This is a genomic window from Bordetella genomosp. 8 (assembly GCF_002119685.1).
GTDB lineage: Bacteria > Pseudomonadota > Gammaproteobacteria > Burkholderiales > Burkholderiaceae_B > Bordetella_C.
On sequence record NZ_CP021108.1, the window covers coordinates 4284869 to 4303065 of the forward strand.

The following is an 18197-nucleotide window of genomic DNA, read 5'->3' on the forward strand; positions in this document are numbered from 1 at the left end:
GTCCATGCAACTTCTACTCTTGAGCAATTCGCGTTCGCCCGATGGCAGCTACCTGACGCATGCGGTCGCCCCACTGCGGGCGCTGGCCGGCGAACGGCGCAGGACCCTGTTCGTGCCCTTTGCCGCCGTCACCAACAGCTGGGATGATTACACCGCCAACGTGGCGAACAGCCTGGCCGCACTGGAATGGGAATTCACCGGCGCGCATACCGTGGACGCCGATGCCGCCGGACTTTACGAGCTGATCCTGGTGGGCGGCGGCAATACCTTCCAACTGGTGGCGGAATGCCGCCGCCGCGGCTGGCTGCAGGCAATCGCGGAACGCGTGCGCGCCGGCACGCCCTATGCGGGCTGGAGCGCGGGCGCGAACCTGGCATGCCCGACACTGTGCACGACCAACGACATGCCCATCGTCGATCCGGGCGGGTTCGACGCGCTGGGCTTGGTCGGGTTCCAGATCAATCCGCACTACAACAATGCGCTGCCGCCGGGACACCAGGGCGAAACGCGCAACGAGCGCATCGCGGAATTCCTGGCCGCGAATACGGCGGCGACGGTGGTGGGTCTGCCGGAAGGCGATTGGTTGGCGGGCGACGGCGCGCGCATGACGTTTCACGGCCCGCATACGGGGTATGTGTTCCGCCAGGGGAAGGCACCGGAGGAAGTGCGCGAAGGGATGGCGATAGGCTAGGCGCCCCCGGCTAGGCGCCCCCGGCCAGGCGCCCCCTGCCAGGCGCCCCGGCCAGGCGGCCACATCGGGACGCCTCAACCGGCCTTGCCCAGGCCCAGATAGCTTTCGACGACGCGCGGATTGTTCGCCAGTTCGGCGGCGGCGCCGGACAGTACGACCTCTCCGGTTTCCAGCACATAGCCCTGGTCCGCCACCTGCAGGGCAGCGCGGGCGTTCTGCTCGACCAGCAGGATTGACACACCGCCCTCGCGCAGCCGCGCGATGATATGGAATATCTCGCGGACGATGCGCGGCGCCAGCCCGAGGCTGGGCTCATCCAGCATCAACAGGCGCGGCTTGGCCATCAGCGCGCGCCCCACCGCCAGCATCTGGCGTTCGCCGCCGGACAAGGTGCCCGCCTGTTGCGCGCGTCGCTCCTTCAGGCGCGGGAACAATTCATAGACGTCCTGCATGCTGGCTCGCCAGCCGGCCTCGCGCATGCGATAACGCCGGAAGCCGCCCAGGAGCAGATTGTCTTCCACCGACATGCTGGCGAACAGTTCGCGTTTTTCCGGCACCAGCGACATGCCTGCCGCCACGCGTCGTTCCACGGGCCAGGCGGAGACGTCCTGCCCATCCAGCAGTACGGACCCGCTGGCGTGTCCCGTCAGGGGCAAGGCGCCCATGATGGCGTTCAACATCGTCGACTTGCCGGCGCCGTTGGCGCCGATCACCGTGACGATGCTGCCGGCCGAGACCGCCAGGGTAACGGGCGACAAGGCGCCGACCTTGCCGTAGCGGGCGGCCAGGCCTTCCACGCGCAATAGCGGGGCGGCGCCGGCCGCGGCCGCCGATGTCGATGCCGGCGACGTTGCCGATGACGACGCCGCGTACGGCGCCGACGCTGGATGCTGCCCGCTCATCGCGCTTCCCCCGCCATGGCGCCGCGCGCGGCCGGCGCGGTCGCCTCGCCGTCGTCCAGACCGCCCAGATAGGCCTCCAGCACCGCGGGATCCCGTTGGATGTCGGACGGCACGCCTTCCGCCAGCTTGGTGCCGAAGTCCATGACCACCAGGTGATTGGTCAAGCGCATGACGAAATCCATATCGTGTTCAACCAGCAGTATGCTCATGCCCTCTTCGCGCAGTTGCGCCAGCACGTCGGCCAGCGCCTGCTTTTCCTTGTAGCGCAGCCCGGCGGCGGGCTCGTCCAGCAGCAGCAGCACCGGATCCCCCGCCAGCGCCCGGGCGATTTCCAGGATGCGCTGCTGCCCCAGCGCCAGGTTGCCCGCCTGTTCGTACATGCAGTCGCCCAAGCCGACGCGTTGCAGCTGCCGCGCCGCTTCGTGCAGCAGGCGGGCTTCGGCCGCGCGATCCGCCCGCAGGGCGCCGGCCAACACGCCGACATCGGCACGCAGGTGCGCGCCCAGCGCGACGTTTTCCAGCACCGTCATGCCGGGCAGCAGCTGCACGTGCTGGAACGTGCGCCCCACGCCGCGCCGCGCGATCTCGCGCGCCGACAGCCGCTCGATACGGTCGCCCAGGAAGCTGACCGCGCCGCGCGTGCAGGGCAGCACGCCGGTGATCAGGTTGAAGGTCGTGCTCTTGCCCGCGCCGTTGGGACCGATCAGGCCCATGATTTCGCCCGCGCGCACCTTGAACGAGATATCGTTGACCGCCACCAGCCCGCCAAAGGTCTTGCGTACGGCGTCGACGTCCAGCACCACCTGCCCCGGTGCCGGACGCGAACGGCGCGGCAGATCGGGCGCCACGGGCGGCGCGGCGCGCCCGCGCGCCTTGTCGTTGCCGCCGGCCAGGCGCCGCCAGCCCGATGCCACCATGGGCCAGACCCCATCGCGCGCATACTGCAGCATCAGGATCAGCAGCACGCCGAAAACGATCATCTCGAAGTTCGCGGTGGTGTCGAACAAGCGCGGCAGCACGTTCTGGATCTGATCCTTCAACACCAGGATGATCGCCGAACCGAGCAGCGCACCCCACACATGGGCCGCGCCCCCCACCACCGCCATGAACAGGTACTCGATACCGTAGTTCAGGCCGAACGGACTGGGACTGACCGCGCGCTGCATATGGGCGTACAGCCAGCCCGACAGGCTGGCCAGCAGGGCCGCGTACACGAAGACGATCACCTTGTAGCGCCGCGTGTCCACGCCCATGGATTCCGCCATCCCGGCGCCGTTGCGCAAGGCCCGGATAGCGCGGCCCGGACGTGAATCGAGCAGGTTGCCGGTGGCCCACACGGCGGCCAGCACCAGTATCCAGATCAGATAATAGATATGGCGGCCGCTGGCCAGCGACACGCCGAAGACCGTCAGCGGCGCGATGCCGGCGATGCCATCGTGGCGTCCCAAGGCGTCCACGGTGCCGTACAGGTAGAACAGTGCGAGGCACCACGCGATGGTGCCCAAAGGCAGGTAATGCCCCGACAGCCGCAACGTGATGGCGCCCAGCATCCATGCGACCAGTCCCGTCAGCAGCAGCCCGGCCAGCAGTCCCAGCCACGGCGACCATCCCTGCGCGGTGGTCAGCCAGGCAGTCGCGTAAGCGCCGATGCCGACGAAGGCGGCCTGCCCGAAGGACGTCAGCCCGCTCACGCCGGTCAGCACCACCAGCCCCAGCACCACCAGGCTGGCCAGCCCGATGTAATTGAGCTGCGTGATCCAGAATTCGGGCGTCGACGCGAACATGGGCAGCAATGCCAGAAGCACGACGAAGACCAGCAGAGGCAGGCGCCGGGCGAATTGCGTCGTCATGGCTTATTCCTCGGCCTCGGAATGTCCGCCGCCGCGCAGCGACAGCCACAGCAGCACCGGGATGATCAGGGTGAAGACGATCACTTCCTTGTACGCGCTGGCCCAGAAGGACGAGAACGATTCCAGCAGCCCCACCAGCAGCGCGCCGGCCGCCGCGACCGGATAGCTGGCCAGCGCGCCGATGATCGCGCCGACGAAGCCTTTCAGGCCGATCAGGAAACCCGTGTCGTAGTAGATGGTGGTGACGGGCGCGATCAGGATGCCGGAAATGGCGCCCATCAAGGCCGCCAGCGTGAAGGTGATGCTGCCTGAAATGGTGCTGCTGATGCCCACCAGCCGCGCGCCGCGCCGGTTCACCGCCGTGGCGCGCAAGGCGCGGCCATACAGCGTCTTGCCGAAGAACAGCCACAGCGCCAGGATCAACACCAGCGAGGTCGCCACCACGAACAGGCTCTGCGCGGACCACATGGTCACGCCCAGGTCCACCTGCCCGTCGACGAAGGCGGGCGTGCGCCAGCCTTCGGCGCCGAAAAATACCAGTCCCATGCCGACCAGCACGAAATGCACCGCCACCGACGTGATCAGCAACACCAGCACGCTCGCTTCCGCCAGCGGCTGGTACACGATGCGATACACCATCGGCCCCATCGGCACGATCAGCAGCAGCGTCAGGACCATATTGCGCCACAGCGGCGTGTCCGCGCCGGTCAGGCGGCTGGTCAGCCAGAACAGCACGGCCGGCAGCACCACGTTGGCCAGGAAAGCCCTGGGCAGCGCGGCGCCGCTGCGCAGGCGCAAGGCGCGACCCAGTTCGAGCAGGAACACCACGCCGCCCAGCAAGGGCAGCAAGTAGACCGTGCCGGGCAATTTGCCGTCCACCAGCATGGCCAGCGTCAGGGCCCCGAAAGCGACGAACTCGCCCTGCGGGATGAAGATCACACGCGTCACGGCGAAGACCAGCACCAGCGCCATACCCAGCAGGGCATAGATCGAGCCGCTGACCACGCCGTCCTGCAACAGGATGAACGCTATCGAGGAATCCATCGTTGGCTTTACCGTGTCAGGCCGCCGCGCGCGAGCCATGCGTCGCGCGCGGAACGGCCGGCATCAAGTTGGCGGGTCAGAGTCCCGGCTGGTAGACCCACTTGCCGTTCTGCACCTTGACCATGACACGGGCGCGTTCGTCGAAGCCGGCGTGATCGGTGGGGCTCATATTGAACACGCCTTGAGAGGCCGCCAGGTTCTTGATGTTTTCCAGGGCGTCGCGCATCGCGACGCGGAATTCCGGCGTGCCGGGCTTGGCCGTCGTCAGCGCGACGGGCACGGCCGCCAGGACCAGTTGGCCGGCATCCCACAGATGGCCGCCGAAGGTGCTGACCGAACCGGCGCCGTGCGCCTTTTCATAGGCGGCCACGTAGGCCAGCGCGGACTTCTTCACCGGGTTGCTGTCCGGCAGCTGGTCGGCCACCAGCAGCGGGCCGGCGGGCAGCAGCATGCCTTCGCAATCCTTGCCGCACACGCGCAGGAAGTCGCCGTTGGCCACGCCGTGCGTCTGGTAGATCAGGCCGCCGTAGTTGCGCGCGCGCAATTCCTTCTGCGGCAGCGCGGCCGGCGTGCCGGAGCCGGCGATCAGCACCGCGTCGGGACGCGCGCTGACCAGCTTCAGCACCTGGCCCGTCACGCTGGTGTCGGTCCGGCCGTATTTTTCGACGGCGACCAGTTTGATGCCCTTCTTTTCAGTGGCGTTCTTGATTTCCTGGAGCCAGCTGTCGCCGTAGGCATCGGCAAAGCCGATGAAGCCCAGCGTCTTGACCTTGCCCTTGACCATCGCGTCGGCCAGCGCGCCGGCCATCAGGGCGTCGTTCTGCGGCGTCTTGAACGCCCACTTGCGCGGGCCGTCCACGGGATCGACGATCTTGACACTGGCGGCCACGCTGACCATGGGCGTGCTGGTTTCGCCGGCCACGTCCACCATCGCCAACGAAGATGGCGTGACGGAGCTTCCGATGACCACGTCCACCTTGTCCTCGCTGACGAACTTGCGCATGTTCTTGACGGCCTGCGTCGTGTCGGTCGCGTCGTCCAGCACGATCCACTCGATCTTCTGCCCCGCCACTTCCTTGGGCAGCAAGGCCACCGTGTTGCGTTCCGGAATGCCCAGCGACGCGGCGGGGCCGGTGCTGGAAAGGGTGACGCCGACCTTGACCTGCGCCTGCGCCATCAAAGGCAGGGCCAGCGCCAAAGCCGCGGCCGCGATGCGTGTTTTATGTTTGGGATGCATCATTGAAGTCTCCGGAAAGAGCCGGCGGCATGTCGCGCGTCCGGCGGCTACAACATATGGTTTGGTCGGCAAGCTATACAGAAAAACGGATTATAGGTTCAAAACCGTATCAAATCGCCTCCTCCGACGCGGGTAAGTAATCACCCTAGGAGAAGGTCCAGACCCGCCGCACCCGCTGCGTCACCACGGCCGCCAGCACCGCCTTGGCGATGTCGCCGGGCAGGAACACCGCCATGGCCAGCGCCGCCTTGCCCAGCGTCATGCCTGCGATGGCGGCCAACCAGGGAATGCCCACGGCATAGACGACGAGCAGGCCGCCGCACAGCGCGGCCGCGAAATATCCCAGCATGGCCGGCACGGTGCCGGCGCCGGAAAGCGCCACGCGCTGCGCCATGGCGCCGCACAGCGCGGCGCCCACCAGCATCCCGATCAGGAATCCACCGGTGGGCCCCGCGTAGACGCCCAGGCCACCACGGCCCCCGGGCAACACGGGCAAGCCGATCGCGGCCAGGAGCAGATACAGCGCCACAGCCGCGGTGCCGCGCGCCGGCCCCAGCATGCATCCCGCCAGCATGACACCCAGCGCCTGCAAGGTAATGGGGACCGGCAGCGCGGGTACCGGTATCGGCGGGGCCAGGCTCAACACCACGATGAACGCCGCGAACAAGGCGACCGTTACGGTATTGCGGGTGCGCATGCGCGCTCTCCTTGAGGCAAGTCGAAAGAATCCGGGTCAGCCGCCGCGCGTATCGATGGCGTCCGCGACTTCCTCGGCGCGTTTGAAGGTGCGTACCAGGAGCGGCACGGTCAGCGCCAGGGCATTGCGCGACAAGCCCCGGGCCGCCTGCGCCTCACGGATTTCCTGATAGTTGCGCCAGATTTCCGGGATGAATCGCAAGGTCAACGCCAGCGCGAGCGCCACCCGCTCCGCGTCCACCCAGCCCAGCTTGTCCAGGGGACGGAGCGCCTGCTCGCAGACGCGTATCAGGTCGCTGGTGCGGGTGGTCAGGGTGACCGCCAGGGCCAGGGCGACCAGCGCCGACACGCGCAGCAGGACTTCGGCCGCGCGCGTCCAGCCATCGAACCAGGCCGTGCATGCGCCCACCACCGCGAGTATCGCCACGAGTCCGCGCACATGGCGCCATAGCGCGCCCGCTCCCACGCCCGATAACGCCACCAGCAGCATGCCGCAGGCGCAGGCCAGGGCCAGGACATCCAGGCGATGCACCAGGAACAGCAACGCCCCGGCGACCAGCAGCGCCACCATCTTGCAGGGCGCGGGCATGCGCTGCAGCCAGCGATCGCCTTCTACATATAGAGGCTCCATCATGCGCAATGCTCCCGGTACCAGCGCAACGCGGCCGCCGGCCGGTCGTCGGCGGCCACCCGCCCGTCGACGATCACCAGCACGCGATCGAAATCGTCGAGCAGATCGAGGTCGTGGCTGACCACGACGGCATCGCAGGCCAGGGCGCCGATGGCCGCGCGCACCCGGTTGCGGTTGCGCAGGTCCAGCTGCGTGGTCGGCTCGTCGAACACCACCACCTTGGGGTGCGTGACCAGCACGGCAGCCAGCGCCACCAACTGCCGCTCGCCGCCGGACAGCGTGTGGCTGGCCCGGTCCGCCAGGTGCCCGATGCCCAGGGCATCGAGCTGGGCGGTCGCGCGGACCTGCCGCGCCGCCTTGTCCGCCACACGGGCCTTCAGGCCGAATTCCATGTCTTCCCGCACAATGGGGAAGACGATCTGGTTTTCGGGATTCTGGAAAACAAAGCCGACGTCACGCCGTACTTCGCGCGTGGCGGCGCGGGTGTCGAGGCCGTTGACGCGCACCGCGCCGGACGTGGGCAACACCAGACCGTTGACCAGCCGTGCCAGCGTACTCTTGCCCGCGCCGTTGGGGCCGACGATCCCGACGCGGCGTTCGCTCAGCACCGCGCTCACCCCATGCAGAATCTGCGCGCGGGGCGTCGTCACGACGGCATGATCAAACTCGATTAACATGGGGCGCGATTATGCCCGAACCCGCTCGCCGGACCGGAATTCCGGGCAGTCATGGCATCCGCCGGTATTGAAATCCGAATTTGCTGAAGAATGAAGAAGTTTTTATTCGACCTGTTTCCGCTGCTGCTGTTTTTCATCGCCTATCGCTACGCCGGGATCTATACGGCCACGGCGGTGGCGATAACGGCGTCCGTCCTGCAGATCCTGTGGCTGCGCCTGACCGGGCGGCCGATCGAGGTCATGCACTGGATCAATCTGACGGTCATCGTGGTTTTCGGCGGCGCGACCTTATGGCTGCACAGCGACGTATTCATCAAATGGAAACCCACGGTGCTGTACTGGTTATTCGGCGGCGCGCTGCTGATCGGCCGATGGGTATTCAAGCGCAATCTGGTGCGCCGCCTGCTGGAAAAGCAGATTGCGCTGCCCGACGCGGTGTGGGACAAACTGAACGCCACCTGGGCGGTATTTTTCCTGATCGCCGGCGCGGCCAATCTCTACGTGGCGTTCTCCGGCCATTTTTCCGAATCCGAATGGGTCACCTTCAAGGCGTTCGGATTGATGGGCTTGATGATCGTTTTCGTCCTGGCGCAATCGCTGTGGCTGGGGCGGCATCTGCAACCCTCGGCGGGCGAAGCGCCCGACGATAGCGGCGGCGACGCCGGTAAACGTTGAATAGATTTGCTTAACTTTCCATGACTGATATCACCGACGTCGCTGCTACCATCCGCGAACGCTTGCAAGCACTCGCACCGGTGGCGCTCGACATACAGGACGACTCCCATCTTCATGCGGGACACGCAGGCGCGCATGGCGGCGCTTCGCACTTCACAGTGCGGATTACATCCGCCCGATTCGCAGGGCTGTCACCCGTGGCGCGACATCGCCTGGTGTATGATCATTTGAATGATTTAATGCCCTACCCCATCCACGCGCTTGCGCTGGAAACCCGTACTCCTTGAAAGGACCTACATGAAACGCTTTATCCTGCTGGTGGCGGCCTGCGTGATTGCCGCCCCCGCTTTTGCCCAGAACGTGGCGACGGTGAACGGCAAACCCATTACCCAAAAAAGCCTCGACCAGTTCGTGAAACTGCTCGTCAGTCAGGGTGCGACGGATTCGCCTCAGCTGCGCGATCAGGTCAAGCAGGAAATGATCAACCGCCAGGTGTTCGTGCAGGCCGCCGAAAAGGCCGGCATCGCCAAGCAGCCGGACGTGCAGACCGAAGTCGAGCTGGCCCGCCAAGGCATCCTGGTTCGCGCCCTGATGGCCGACTACCTGCAAAAGCATCCGGTTACGGACAAACAGGTGCAGGACGAATACAACGAGGTCAAGCAACAGCAGGCCGGCAAGCAGGAATACAAGGTCCGCCACATCCTGGTTTCGGATGAAAAGACCGCCAACGACCTGCTCGCCCAGATCAAGAGCGGCAAGCTGAAATTCGAAGACGCCGCCAAGAAGGAATCCAAGGATCCCGGCAGCGCCGAAAAGGGTGGCGATCTGGGCTGGGCGCCGGCCACCAACTACGTTCCGCCTTTCGCCCAGGCCGTGACGTCGCTGCAGAAGGGTCAACTGGCCGACAAGCCGGTGCAGACCCAGTATGGCTGGCACATCATCCAGGTGGAAGATACCCGCCCGGTGGAATTCCCGCCGCTGGATCAGGTGCGCCCGCAACTGGAAGAAATGCTGCGTCAGCAACTGCTGGCCAACTACCAGAAGTCGCTGCGCGAGCAGGCCAAGGTACAGTAAGCGGACCAGGCCGCGGCCTTGCGGCCGCGCCGTCAGCAGAAAGCCCCGCCTATCGGCGGGGCTTTGCTTTTACTGTCGCGAGTGGTGTGCGTCGTTCGCTGTGCTTTGTGCGTCGGTCCGGTCAATCCTTCACACCCAGCAACTGCTTGAGCCCGTCCTCGTCCAGCACCGGCACACCCAGCTTCTCGGCGTTGGCCAGCTTGCTGCCGGCCTCCGCGCCCGCGACGACATAGGCCGTCTTCTTGGACACCGAACCGCTGACCTTGCCACCCGCGGCCAGGATATGGCTGGTGGCTTCCTCGCGCGTCCAGTTCGGCAAGGTGCCGGTCAGGACGAAGGTCTTGCCCGACAGGCCGCCGGTACGCGCGGCGGCTTCGGCCACCGGATGCACCCCCTGCTGCCGCAGCGCTTCGACGATGTCGCGATTGTGATGCTCGGCGAAGAAGCGATGGATGGATGCCGCCACCGCGGGCCCTACATCGGCCACTTCCAGCAACTGCTCTTCGCTGGCATCCATGATGGCGTCCATATCGCCGAAATGCCGGGCGACATCGCGAGCCGTCGTTTCGCCGACGTGGCGGATGCCGAGCGCGAACAGCAGGCGGCCCAACGTCGGCTTGCGCGCCTTGTCGATGGCGTGCACCAGGTTTTCGGCCGACTTCGCGCCCATGCGGTCCAAGCCGGCAAGCTCTTCCACGGTCAGGCTGTAGATATCCGCCAGGGACTTGACCCGGCCGCGTTCGACGAGTTGGTCGACCAGTTTTTCGCCCAGCCCCTCGATATCCAGGGCCTTGCGTCCGGCCGCATGCAGCAGCGTCTGCTTGCGCTGCGCCGCGCAGAACAGGCCGCCCGTGCAACGGGCGATCGCCTCGCCTTCCGGCCGCTCGATGGCCGAGCCGCAGACCGGACAGGCGGTGACCATGCTGAATTCGCGTGCATCGGCAGGCCGCTTTTCCAGCACCGGTCCCACCACTTCAGGGATGACGTCGCCGGCCCGCCGCACGATGACGGTATCGCCGATGCGCACATCCTTGCGGCGGATCTCGTCTTCATTGTGCAGGGTCGCATTGGTGACCGTCACTCCACCGACGAACACCGGCTGCAGGCGGGCCACCGGCGTAATCGCGCCGGTACGCCCCACCTGCACTTCGATATCCTGCAGCGTGGTGGTGGCCTCTTCGGCGGGATATTTGTGCGCCAGGGCGAAGCGCGGCGCCCGCGCCACGAAACCCAGCACCTTCTGCGCCGGCAGCGAGTCGACCTTGTACACCACGCCGTCGATGTCATAGGCCAGCGTGGGCCGCAGCTTCGCGACCCGGGCGTAGAAATCCAGCAAGCCGTCCGCGCCGCGCGCCTTGCGGTTGTGCTGGGTATTGATGGGCAGGCCCAGTTCGGCCAGCCAATCCAGCATCGCGCCATGCGATTCGCGCGGCAGCGTGGAAGTCTCGCGGGTGCCCGGCGCCGGTTCGTCGAACTTGCCGGCCTGGCGTCCCGCAAGCCCGTGCACCTCGCCCCAACCGTAGGCGAAGAAGCGCAAGGGCCGCTGCGCCGTGATCTTGGGATCCAGTTGCCGCAGGCTGCCTGCCGCCGCATTGCGCGGATTGACGAACACCTTCTCGCCGCGCGCCGCCTGGGCTTCGTTCAGTCGCTCGAACTCGCGGCGGTTCATCAGCACTTCGCCGCGCACCTCCAGCACGCGGGGCGCGCCCGCCTTCAGCTGAAGTGGGATGGAACGGATGGTGCGGATGTTGGCGGTGACGTCTTCCCCGGTCTGGCCGTCGCCGCGGGTGGCGGCCTGTGCAAGCTTGCCGTCTTCGTAGCGCAGGCTGATGGCCAGCCCGTCCAGCTTGAGTTCGCAGAAATAGTCGGGCTCGGCGGTCGGCCCCAACTGGCCGGAAGACCGCAGCGTGTCCGTGACCCGCTTGTCGAAGGCGCGGACTTCTTCTTCGTCGAAGGCATTGCCCAGCGACAGCATGGGCACGGCATGGGTGACCGCGCCGAACGCCGCCAACGGCGTCGCGCCCACGCGTTGCGTGGGCGACTCCGGCGTGACGAGCTCGGGATGGTCTTTTTCCAGCGCTTCCAGCCGGCGCATCAGGCCGTCGTATTCGGCATCGGAAACGCTGGGCGCGTCTTCGACGTAATACCGGTAATTGTGCTGCTCGATTTCCACGCGCAGCCGCGCGATTTCTTCCTGCGCGGCGCGGGTGTCCTTGCCTGCCTTCACGAAAACACCCGCAGCGCACGCGGGCTGCCGGCGCGCAGGCCGGCCTGCTCCAATTGTCCGAACAGGACTTGCAGGCGCTCATCGATCACGGCGACGGACGCATCGGCCAGCGGCTTGCCCTGGTCGTCGACCAGTTCGGCGCGCAGGCGCTGCGCCAGTTGCCGGCCCACATCGACCATGCGGCCGAAGGCGCGCTCGTCGGGCGGGCTGCAAGGCACGTCCAGGAGCAGGTTCAAGCGCTCGACGCCACCGACACCGGCATCGAAGGCGGCGCCGTCGCCGCGCGTCAGCGTGAAGCGCGGCAACCCTATGTCGGACATCCACACCACGCGCGGGCCGTCATGGATGAAACCCAGGTCGCGCGCGATGGAGAGCACTTCGGCGGCGGGCTGCGCGCCGCCGAGCAGCAGCGTCAGGCCGACCTGGGTGTCCAGCGCCGCGCAGGTATCGTCCAGGCGCGCCGCCTGTTCGAGCACCGCCTGTTGATCCGGACCTTCTATGGCGGCATCGAAACGCTCGCCCAGATCCTGCGCGCGGGCCCAGGCCTGCGACCATTCGATCGCCGTCAGCGGGCCCGTGCGATTGGCCAGCAGCACGGCGACCTGCAGGGAGCTGTAGCGCTCTTCGCCGCGCAGCCGCGCGCGGTGGCGCTGGTCGTCGGTCTGGCCGAACACGCGCATGGGCTTGCGGCCGGCCGAGCGCATGCTTTGCGTGACGGGCAGCAGATCGCCGCCGCGCACGGGCTCGGCGAAGGTGATTTCGATCACGACTTCGCACGCCGGATCGGCTTCATCGCCATCATCGCCGTCCGGATGCGAGGGCGTAGCCGCCGCAGCCGCGGAATGGGCCGCCGAATGGCTTGCCGAATGGCTCGCCGAATGGCCGCCGGGGTAGGCGGCATCACCCGCCGAACCGCCGACGCCCAGTCCCGGCTCGCGACGCTGCGACGGCTGCTTGGCATGGCTGGCGGGATCCGGCTGCCCGGCATGACCGGTGTAGCCGCTGGACCCGGTGGACCCGGTATAGGCACCGGACGCGCCGCGGGAAGCGCCATGCGGCGTCCCGCCATCATGCGCGCCGGCCCCCAGCAGGGGATCGTGCTCGTTGCTGGGGAAGTGCGCCTGCATCTTGCGCCGCACCCGCCTATCCTGCCACCAGTTGAAACCCAGCACCATCAGGATGAGCAGGACGCCAAGGACGATCAGCCCGATCTGCAAATCACTCATGTATCAATTCCGCGCCTTTGGGGGCCACGCCTCTTCTAACCATGTTATGCGGCTTCCGCCGCGAGCTGCACCGCCGAATCGATATCCACCGCCACGATGCGCGAGACGCCTTGCTCCTGCATCGTAACGCCGACCAACTGCTTCGCCATCTGCATGGCGATCTTGTTGTGCGAAATGAAAAGAAACTGGGTCTGTTCGCTCATCGCGCTGACGAGGTTGGCATAGCGTTCGGTATTCGCATCATCCAGCGGCGCATCGACTTCGTCCAGCAGGCAGAACGGCGCCGGGTTCAGCTTGAACAGCGCGAATACCAGGGCCGTCGCCGTCAACGCCTTTTCGCCGCCCGACAGCAGGTGGATGGTGCTATTGCGTTTGCCGGGAGGCTGGGCCATCACCTGCACGCCGGCGTCCAGGATTTCATCGCCCGTCATCATCAGCTTGGCCTCGCCGCCGCCGAACAGCCGGGGGAACAGTTCGCCGAAGTGGCCGTTGACGGTGTTGAAGGTCTCCTGCAGCAGCTCGCGCGTTTCGCGGTCGATCTTGCGGATGGCGTCCTCCAGCGTCTCGATGGCGGTCATCAGGTCCTGCTGCTGCGCGTCGAGGAATTCCTTGCGTTCGCGGGAAGTGGTCAGTTCGTCCAGCGCCGCCAGGTTCACCGAACCCAGGCTGTCTATCATCCGCGAAATCCGCGTCACTTCCGACTGCAGCCAGCTGGCGCGGCGCCATTCGTCCGACATGGATTCCAGCGACTGCGCCAGCGCTTCGCGATCGACTTCGCGCGCGTTCAATTGTTCGCTGAACTGTTCTTCGGCCAGGCGGGCCGCCTGTTCCTGCAACTGCAATTCCATGATGCGCGCACGGCGCGGTTCCAGCGACTGCTCCTGCCGCACGCGGTCTTCGTCGGCGCCGCGCAATTGCGCGGCCAGGTTGTCCATTTCGATACGCGCGCGGGCCAGCGCTTCTTCCCGTTCCGCGCGCAATTCCAGTGCATCCTGCAGGCCGGCCTGCGACGCCGAGGCGTCCAGTTCGAACAGTTCGCCCTGCAGCTGTTCCAGCTCGGCCCGGGCGCGCGCGCTCTGGTCGGCGGCCAGTTGCTGGTTCCGGCGCAGATCCTGGATGCGCGCCTCGATACCGCGCTGGGCGAATTCCGATTCATGCACCGCGCGTTCCAGTTCGCGCAGGCGGGCACGCGCGGCTTCCGCCTGTTCGGCCAGGGTCTCGCCTTCGATCTCGGCGTCGGCAAAGCGCGTCTGGTGCTCCGCCAGCTCCTGGTCCAGCGTTTCGAAGCGGACTTCCGCGTCTTCGCGCGCGGCGCGCAGTTCTTCTTCGTGGGCGCCGATTTCCGCCAGGTCCTCGCGCAGGCGGGCGCCACGTTCACCCGATTGTTCCGCCTGCTGCTGCAGTCGGGAATACTCCAACTGGATATCGTGCACGCGACGCGTGACCTCGGCCACGCGCTGTCGCGCCGGCACCAAGGCCTGCGACACCTGCTGCCAGGCGGTCTCGCTGCGCGCGACGGCGGCGCGGCCCTGGTCGGCGATCAACTGCTGTGCCTTCAGTTCGCGCTGCAGGTTTTCGATTTCCTGCTGCCGCGCCAGCATGCCGGATTGCTCGGAATCCGCCGCGTAGAAACGCACGCTGTGCGCATCCACCAGGTGGCCGTCCTTGACCACATAGGCGCCGCCCGGAGGCAGGGCCGAGCGGCCGGCCAGCGCCTGGCCCAGGCTGTCGCTGACGTAGACGTCGCGCAGCCATTCGTTCATCAGGGTGCGCAGATCGCCATCGGTGATGCGCAGCAGCGCCGTCAGGGGCTGCTGCCCCGCCGGCGCCGCGGGGGCCGGCGCCGCCACCGGCAACTGGTAGAAAGCCAGCCGGGCAGGCGGCGCGTCGTCGGCGAAGGCCTTGGCCCAGTCCAGGTTGCGCACTTCCAGCGCTGCCATGCGTTCGCGCAGGGCGGCTTCCAGCGCCGTTTCCCAGCCGGGTTCGACATGCAGCTTCTGCCACAGCCGGCCCAGCCCCGCCAGCTCATGCTTGGCCAGCCAGGGTTCCAGCGTGCCCTGCTTCTGTACGTCTTCCTGCAGCTTGGCAAGCGCCGACAGGCGGGCTTCCAGCCGCGCGAGCGCCTGCGCCTCCTGCTGGGCGGTGGCCTGCGCGCGGCCACGCTCGGCATCGGCTTCGGGCAGGCGCGCTTCCAGCGTCGCGAGTTCTTCCTGGGCGGCGTCCAGCTGTTCCTGGCCCGCGGCCAGTGCCCCCGCCAGCTCTTCCATGCGTGCCGGGTCGGGCGTCTGCAGCTCGCGCATTTCCTGCTGCACGCGTTCGCGCCGCTGCTCCAGCGCCTGCAACTGGCGATCGGCGTCGCGCTGGCTTTGCGCGACCAGGGCCAGGTCCTGCTCGACGCGCGCCAGCGCGCTGCGCATGGCGTCGCGGCCCTGGGCCGCATCGCGCACCCGCGACTCGACCCCCGGCAGCGCGGCCTGGGCGTCCTCCGCCATGGCGCGCGCTTCCTGCGCCCGCTCGGCGCCGGCGGCCAGGTCTTCCTCGGCTTGGGCGATCTGTTCGGTGCAGTGGGTCTGCTGGCTGTCCCATTCCTCGATCTGGCGGGTCAGTTGCTCGCGCCGCGCCTGGACGCGGTTGCGCGATTCCACCACGTGGCGGATTTCCGCCTCCAGCCGGCTGACCTGCGCGTTGGCCTCGTAAAGCTGACCCTGCGCCGTGTGGACCAGGTCGCTGGCGGCGTAGTGGGCCTGGCGGCGCGATTCCAGCGCGGCTTCGCCAGCCCGCAATTCGGCGATCGCGGCTTCCAGTTCGGTCTGCGCGCGTTCGATTTCCTGGGTTTTCTTCTGGCGTTCCTGGCGCGCGCCCGTTTCCTTCAGGAACCACAGGGCGTACTGCTTGCGCTCACCGTCGGCCTGCAGTTCGCGGTATTCGCGCGCCACTTCGGCCTGGGCTTCCAGTTTTTCGAGCTGGCTGTTCAGTTCGCGCAGGATGTCTTCGACGCGGGTCAGGTTTTCGCGCGTGTCGGACAGGCGGTTTTCGGTCTCGCGCCGCCGTTCCTTATACCGCGACACGCCGGCCGCTTCTTCAAGGAAGACCCGCAGCTCTTCGGGGCGCGCCTCGATCAGGCGGTTGATCATGCCCTGGCCGATGATGGCGTAACCGCGCGCGCCCAGCCCGGTGCCCAGGAAGATGTCGTGGATGTCGCGCCGGCGCACCTGCTGGTTGTTGACGAAGTAGCTGCTGGTGCCGTCCCGCGTCAGGACCCGCCGCACGGCGATTTCGGAATAGGTGCTCCACTGCCCGGCGGCACGGCCTTCGCTATTGTCGAAGACCATTTCCACCGACGCGCGCGCCGCCGGCTTGCGATTCCCCGATCCGTTGAAGATCACGTCCTGCATGGACTCGCCGCGCAGTTCCGACGCCTTGGCCTCGCCCAATACCCAGCGCACGGCATCGATGATGTTCGACTTGCCGCAGCCGTTGGGGCCGACCACGCCAACCAACTGGCTGGGGACCGGAATAACGGTGGGGTCGACGAACGATTTGAAGCCGGCGAGTTTTAGCTGGGTAAGACGCACAGTATCTGATGGACTGACCGGAGGGTTGAAGGACGCGCTGAAACGGACCTGCCGCGCATTGCAAAGCGGCCCCGAGGGGCCGATGCGGACGAGCCGGCTCGATGGACCGGCTTTTTCGGGGCTTATGATACCCCACCGCCCGCCTCTCCCGCATGCCGGCGCTCCCCGGCGCGTCCTCATGCGACGCGGCGTTCCGCCGGAGCGGCGCATGCCGCATCGCCGCATGGCACGGCGCCGGCGCCGCTCTCAACGCCCGCGCGTGGGGCGGACGCTATACTCGCTGACACTTTTATTTGGCGCAGGCCTGTTCATCGCGCGGCCACTGCCGGATACTGACCGGCAACGTGAATGGGGACTATTCTTTGAAACGCGGTTTCTTTCTGGTCATGGCGGCGCAGGCGCTATCCTCGCTCGCGGACAATGCGCTCTTCATCGCGGCGATTGCCCTCATCCAGGAACTGCATGGTCCGGACTGGATGGCGCCGATCATGAAATGGTCGTTCGCGCTGGCCTACGTGCTGCTGGCCGCCTTCGTCGGCGCCATCGCCGATTCCTATCCCAAGGGCCGCGTCATGTTCGCCACCAATGCCTTGAAGGTCGGTGGCTGCCTGCTGATGTTTTCCTATGCCAGCCTGGGCTTCGCCCCGGTCCACCAGACCTACCTGGTCTGCCTGGCCTACGCGATGGTGGGTGTCGGCGCGGCCGCGTATTCGCCGGCCAAGTACGGCATCGTGACCGAAATGCTGCCGCCCCACCTGCTGGTCAAGGGCAACAGCTGGATCGAAGGGCTGACGGTGATCTCCATCATCCTGGGCACCGTATTGGGCGGCGCGCTGATTTCGCCGGAGATCTCGCAGGCCATCCTGCACCACCCCCTGAGCCGCAGGCTGGTGCATACCCCGGCCGAAGCCGCCATCCTGGTGATCGCCGGCGTCTACCTGCTGGCCGCGGCCTGCAACCTGGTGATCCCGAACACCCACGTGCGGTATCCGCCGCAACAGAAGAATCCCGTCCGCCTGATTTCCACCTTCGGCGGCTATGTACGCGTGCTCTGGCGCGACAAGCTGGGGCAGATTTCGCTGGCCGTCACCACCCTGTTCTGGGGCGCCGGCGCGACGCTGCAGCTGATCGTCATCGAATGGGGGCGCAGCCAGTTGGGCTACCGGCTCGACCAGGCCTCCATCCTGATGGGCGTCGCCGCGGTCGGCACGGTCATCGGCTCCATCCTGGCTGGCCGCATTCCGCTGCGCAAGGCACTCAGCGTGTTGCCGGTAGGTGCCGGCATGGGGCTGGTGGTGCTGCTGATGCCGCTCGTGCAGTCCACCTGGAGCGTCTACATACTGCTGCTGGTCGTCGGCGGGCTGGCGGGCTTCTTCGTGGTGCCCATGAACGCCCTGCTGCAGCACCGCGGCCACGTCCTGCTGTCCGCCGGCCATTCGATCGCCGTGCAGAACTTCAACGAGCAGCTCAATATCCTGCTGATGGTGGCGATCTACACGGTGCTGCTGTGGCTGAACCTGCCCATCGGCATCATCATCGTGATCTTCGGTTCCATCGTCGCGATCCTGATGCTCATATTCATGCGCTGGAGCCGCCGCAACATGCAGGAACGTCCCGAGCTGATCGGCCAGATCGGCCAGGAAGGGCACGGCAAGGCGCTGAGCGGCGAGGCCCACTGAGCGGCCGGGTCGC

General features: G+C 66.9%; 15 protein-coding genes. 5 read left to right on the forward strand and 10 right to left on the reverse strand.

Going from position 1 to position 18197, the window contains the following annotated elements; all coding sequences use genetic code 11:
* The first annotated feature begins 4 nt into the window (after positions 1-4).
* The gene (gene pepE, locus CAL12_RS19500; RefSeq protein WP_086067992.1) at positions 5-691 is read left to right on the forward strand and encodes a dipeptidase PepE; all 687 of its coding nucleotides are present in this window, start codon (positions 5-7) and stop codon (positions 689-691) included.
* Between the two features lie 74 nt (positions 692-765).
* Here the strand turns inward: pepE and CAL12_RS19505 are convergent, their stop codons facing one another.
* The 7 genes from CAL12_RS19505 to CAL12_RS19535 all read right to left on the reverse strand — a co-directional run bounded on the left by CAL12_RS19505 (position 766) and on the right by CAL12_RS19535 (position 7728).
* The gene (locus tag CAL12_RS19505; protein ID WP_086066141.1) at positions 766-1593 is read right to left on the reverse strand and encodes an ABC transporter ATP-binding protein; all 828 of its coding nucleotides are present in this window, start codon (positions 1591-1593) and stop codon (positions 766-768) included.
* Positions 1590-3443 (reverse strand): branched-chain amino acid ABC transporter ATP-binding protein/permease, encoded by a 1854-nt coding sequence (locus CAL12_RS19510; protein WP_086066142.1) that lies wholly within the window; start codon positions 3441-3443, stop codon positions 1590-1592. The genes CAL12_RS19505 and CAL12_RS19510 overlap by 4 nt, the downstream gene beginning before the upstream one ends.
* Positions 3444-3446: 3 nt before the next feature.
* Positions 3447-4487, reverse strand: coding sequence for a branched-chain amino acid ABC transporter permease (locus tag CAL12_RS19515; protein ID WP_086066143.1), 1041 nt, complete (start codon positions 4485-4487; stop codon positions 3447-3449).
* Positions 4488-4563: 76 nt separating this feature from the next.
* Positions 4564-5724, reverse strand: coding sequence for an ABC transporter substrate-binding protein (locus CAL12_RS19520; RefSeq protein ID WP_086067993.1), 1161 nt, complete (start codon positions 5722-5724; stop codon positions 4564-4566).
* Between the two features lie 145 nt (positions 5725-5869).
* The gene (locus tag CAL12_RS19525) at positions 5870-6421 is read right to left on the reverse strand and encodes a biotin transporter BioY (RefSeq protein ID WP_086066144.1); all 552 of its coding nucleotides are present in this window, start codon (positions 6419-6421) and stop codon (positions 5870-5872) included.
* A gap of 36 nt (positions 6422-6457) precedes the next feature.
* Positions 6458-7054: an energy-coupling factor transporter transmembrane component T family protein gene (locus CAL12_RS19530; protein ID WP_086066145.1), complete on the reverse strand. Its 597-nt coding sequence runs from the start codon at positions 7052-7054 to the stop codon at positions 6458-6460.
* A complete protein-coding gene (locus tag CAL12_RS19535) occupies positions 7051-7728 on the reverse strand; it encodes an energy-coupling factor ABC transporter ATP-binding protein (protein ID WP_086066146.1) in 678 nt (225 codons plus the stop codon). Before CAL12_RS19535 ends, CAL12_RS19530 begins: the two co-directional genes overlap by 4 nt.
* Positions 7729-7818: 90 nt before the next feature.
* On the opposite strand from CAL12_RS19535, the gene CAL12_RS19540 reads away from it, so the two are divergent.
* Genes CAL12_RS19540 through CAL12_RS19550 form a run of 3 tightly spaced genes read left to right on the forward strand, consistent with a single transcriptional unit; the run spans position 7819 to position 9477 of the window.
* Positions 7819-8403, forward strand: a complete 585-nt coding sequence (locus CAL12_RS19540) for a septation protein A (protein WP_086066147.1) — start codon at positions 7819-7821, stop codon at positions 8401-8403.
* A gap of 20 nt (positions 8404-8423) precedes the next feature.
* A complete protein-coding gene (locus CAL12_RS19545; RefSeq protein ID WP_086066148.1) occupies positions 8424-8690 on the forward strand; it encodes a BolA family protein in 267 nt (88 codons plus the stop codon).
* A gap of 10 nt (positions 8691-8700) precedes the next feature.
* Positions 8701-9477 (forward strand): peptidylprolyl isomerase, encoded by a 777-nt coding sequence (locus CAL12_RS19550; RefSeq protein ID WP_086066149.1) that lies wholly within the window; start codon positions 8701-8703, stop codon positions 9475-9477.
* Positions 9478-9598: 121 nt separating this feature from the next.
* On the opposite strand, the gene ligA is transcribed toward CAL12_RS19550, so the two are convergent.
* Genes ligA through smc form a run of 3 tightly spaced genes read right to left on the reverse strand, consistent with a single transcriptional unit; the run spans position 9599 to position 16505 of the window.
* Positions 9599-11704 (reverse strand): NAD-dependent DNA ligase LigA, encoded by a 2106-nt coding sequence (gene ligA, locus CAL12_RS19555; RefSeq protein WP_086066150.1) that lies wholly within the window; start codon positions 11702-11704, stop codon positions 9599-9601.
* Positions 11701-12930: a cell division protein ZipA C-terminal FtsZ-binding domain-containing protein gene (locus CAL12_RS19560; RefSeq protein WP_232464570.1), complete on the reverse strand. Its 1230-nt coding sequence runs from the start codon at positions 12928-12930 to the stop codon at positions 11701-11703. Before CAL12_RS19560 ends, ligA begins: the two co-directional genes overlap by 4 nt.
* Before the next feature lie 44 nt (positions 12931-12974).
* Positions 12975-16505 carry a chromosome segregation protein SMC gene (gene smc / locus CAL12_RS19565; protein ID WP_198298270.1) on the reverse strand — a complete coding sequence of 1177 codons (3531 nt, stop codon included), beginning with the start codon at positions 16503-16505 and terminating at the stop codon, positions 12975-12977.
* 362 nt (positions 16506-16867) lie between these two features.
* On the opposite strand from smc, the gene lplT reads away from it, so the two are divergent.
* The gene (lplT, locus tag CAL12_RS19570) at positions 16868-18184 is read left to right on the forward strand and encodes a lysophospholipid transporter LplT (RefSeq protein ID WP_086066152.1); all 1317 of its coding nucleotides are present in this window, start codon (positions 16868-16870) and stop codon (positions 18182-18184) included.
* Positions 18185-18197 lie beyond the last annotated feature (13 nt).